2 protein-coding genes and 1 pseudogene are annotated in these 3088 nt (G+C 48.0%); all 3 read right to left on the reverse strand.

What is annotated here, in order from left to right:
* A partial coding sequence (locus RT269_RS29965) for a DUF2264 domain-containing protein (RefSeq protein WP_313188179.1) occupies positions 1-1449 on the reverse strand: 1449 nt, incomplete at its 3' end.
* A gap of 33 nt (positions 1450-1482) precedes the next feature.
* Positions 1483-2652, reverse strand: a complete 1170-nt coding sequence (locus RT269_RS29970; protein ID WP_313188181.1) for a glycoside hydrolase family 88 protein — start codon at positions 2650-2652, stop codon at positions 1483-1485.
* Positions 2636-3088 (reverse strand): annotated as a pseudogene (locus tag RT269_RS29975) (glycoside hydrolase family 2 protein); the annotation flags it as partial. The pseudogene RT269_RS29975 and the gene RT269_RS29970, both read right to left, overlap by 17 nt.

Below are 3088 nucleotides of genomic sequence, written 5' to 3' on the forward strand. Positions count from 1 at the left end.
GTCATAGGCAGTACAGTCGTACTTTCTCTCAATCTCATGGATTCTTAAATGGCCGTATTCTTTCGGAATAATCGTAGAGGTGACTGTGATCCCCTGGAAGGGATGCCATCTGCTGACCACCCGGTCTTCCAAAACCTCATAGGAGTCACTGTATTTCCGGACGAATACATAATCATCTCCGTCAATGACAAAGGCCAGGGAAGAATCCGGCGCGTTTTCATGTAGCACGATCTGGCTTTTTGCAACGGAAAATCCAAACCGGGTGGAATAGGCAAACTTGGAGTACTTCTCCGGTACATGACCGTGTCCGTATTTCTCGCAAACTCCTGCCGGATATGCGATCACATCCTTTCCATGACGATGCATCACCATATCCGCCTGCTTTAACATTTTTACCGGCTCCAGCTTTGGTAAGTCCTCCGCCTTTGCAGACCAGAAGGGATGATCATCGGGAAGCCCCAGACACAAAAGGGTCTTCATCCCCCAGTAAGGAGAGCCTGGCGCATTGTAGCGTTCCGCCATGACTAAGTTGGGATATCCATACCCAATGGTCAGCACACCGTCACGGTCAAAGATCTTCTGCTCCGTCCACCAGTTCAAATGGCGTGCCAGGATTCCCTTTACAACTCCTGCCGGAATATCCTCAAGCCCTGCAAATACATAGGCAGACCAGAAAGCCGCTTCTCCAAAACGATAGGACAGGCTTCTTCCGTAAGGGAGGGCGGATCCGTTTTCATCAAACCAGTATATAAAATCTCTGGCAAACCGCTTTGCCCGTTCTTTAAACAGGAGACAACGTTCCGGCTCTTCCTCCTCCATTGCCACCGCATACAAAAGCCCGTAATAATGGATGGCAAAGGAAATGTAATAATCCTTCTGACTGGAACCTCCATCCCGGTACCAGCCATCCTCAATATAATAGCTTTCGATTTTTTCAAGACCGGAGGCCAGCCGTTCTTTACTGTACCGGCATCCCAGTTTTTGCAAAGCAACGTTCACCAGAATCATGAAAAACTGCCAGTTGCAGTCAGGTATGATATATTCATTGATCCCGTAAAGCCATTTTGCAAGGTTCTGTTTTTCTTCCTCGCTTAAAGGCTCCCATAATTTTTCCGGAGTGAAAATCAAGCCGCTGGCGATGGCCGCCATTTCCACAAACCGCTGGTCATAATCCTTAAAACCGCCCCAGTATTCCGGATGGGAAGGATCGGTGCCGCTTGCAAGGCCTTTCTGATAAATCTCCTCAAATCCCTTGCCTCCACCAAGCCACAAGGGGACCAGTGCCCACAATGGCCGGGAAAATGCCTCCATCTCTATGCTCACCTTAGGATATGTGACACCGCTGTCTCCAAGGGAAAGTCTGGCACACCCTTTGCTGTACAATGGCTTTAAAGGATTTAACACCTGGAACATCCATTGCCTAAAATCCTGTTTTGTTTCAAGTTTCATCTATATTCGCCTCTTTTCGAATTATTTCGATTATTACCAATATGGATTCCAATCCTTAGACAGCCTGGTCAAGGCCTCCATGTAGAAATAATCTCCCCAGATGTTACACTCATCCACGCCTTCCGGTGTACAGGTATTGTAAGGAGATTTCTTGGAATACGTGCTGTGAAGCACCAGTCCATTGGATTCCTGTAAATCCTTAACCGCATAATGTTCCACAACGGACTCCATGATCTTTTTTGCTATGGATACGTAGCAGGCGGCGTCAGACTCATCCAGATACTTTGCCATTTCAAGCATTCCGCAGGCTGCAATGGAAGCAGAGGAAGAATCTCTCGGCTCCTTAGAGCCTTCGCCAAATTCCAGATCCCAGTAAGGTACCAGATCCGAAGGAAGGTGGTCTAAGAAGTATCCGGTCACATGCTTGAAATCTTCAATGTATTCCGGCCGCTTTGTATACCGGTAGGCAAGAGCGCAGCCATAGATTCCCCAGGCCTGTCCTCTGGCCCAGGCAGAGCCATCCTTATATCCCTGGCAGGTAGCCCCATGATCCGGCTCCCCTGTCTCCATGTTCATGAAAAATGTATGCCAGGTGGAATAGTCCTCCCTTATGACATTTGCAATGGCAGTATGGATGTGTTTTTCTGCTATCTCACGGTATTTCTGGTCTCCGGTTTCTTCCGTGGCCCAGTATAATAAGGGGAGGTTTAAAAGGCAGTCAATGATAAAGCGATAATTCTCCCGCTGGTTCATGGGCCCCCAGGCCTGGATAAACTCACCCACCGGCTGAAAACGGCTGATCAGCTGGTCTGCCGCCTTGATTGCCGCTTCCTTTGCCGTTTCATCTCCTACCAGCTTATAGGCAGCTACACAGGAAGGGGTATACAAAAACCCCATATCGTGATGATCCACTTCCACCTTGCGGTCGATCCGGTCTAAAAAGCTTTTCGCCTGGATCTGTCCGGCCGTTTTCAGTTCCTCTGCCTTGCTCCACTCATAAGCCAGCCATATCTGTCCGGTCCAGAAGCCGGTGGTCCAGTTTACATTGGGAGTTGGATGATAGAATCCATCCTCGCTGTATGCTTTTTTAAAGGAATCAGTAAATTCCTTTAAATTATCCTTCACCTGCTTTACGGCGAAATCCATGGCCTCCAGGCACTTTGCCTCTGTGAGTTCCTTTTTTTCTTTAAGCAAAGTCTCCATCTGTCTGTTCACGTTTTCTTACCTCCTCGTAATATTTCTTCATGATTAAAAAGGCAGGCTTCTCCCGCATCCGGTCTGCGGTTACCAGACCCTTGATGTTGTATCCCTTTTGATACTTCCCAAGCCGTTTCGGCGTCCGGTAATCAAATAGAATCCAGGGCGCAGTACCCTGAATATAATCGATCTTTCCAAACATTTCAACCTGCTTTTTATAAATTTCCTTCTGTTCTTCCTCAGACCCCCGTACCTTGCCGCCTTCCGTACCGGAAGCCAGATAACCGTCCCCGCCGAATTCGCTGATAACAACCGGTTTCCCGGGCTTAGACCCCTCTAAAATATCAGCCAGCTTTTCGTAATCCGGATCATACCAGCCATAGTATTCATTAAATCCAATGACATCCAAATGCTTTTCCAGTCTGTCGGAGATCCTTAAATT

Source organism: Lacrimispora sp. (assembly GCF_032078915.1).
In the GTDB taxonomy this organism is placed as follows: Bacteria; Bacillota; Clostridia; order Lachnospirales; family Lachnospiraceae; genus Lacrimispora.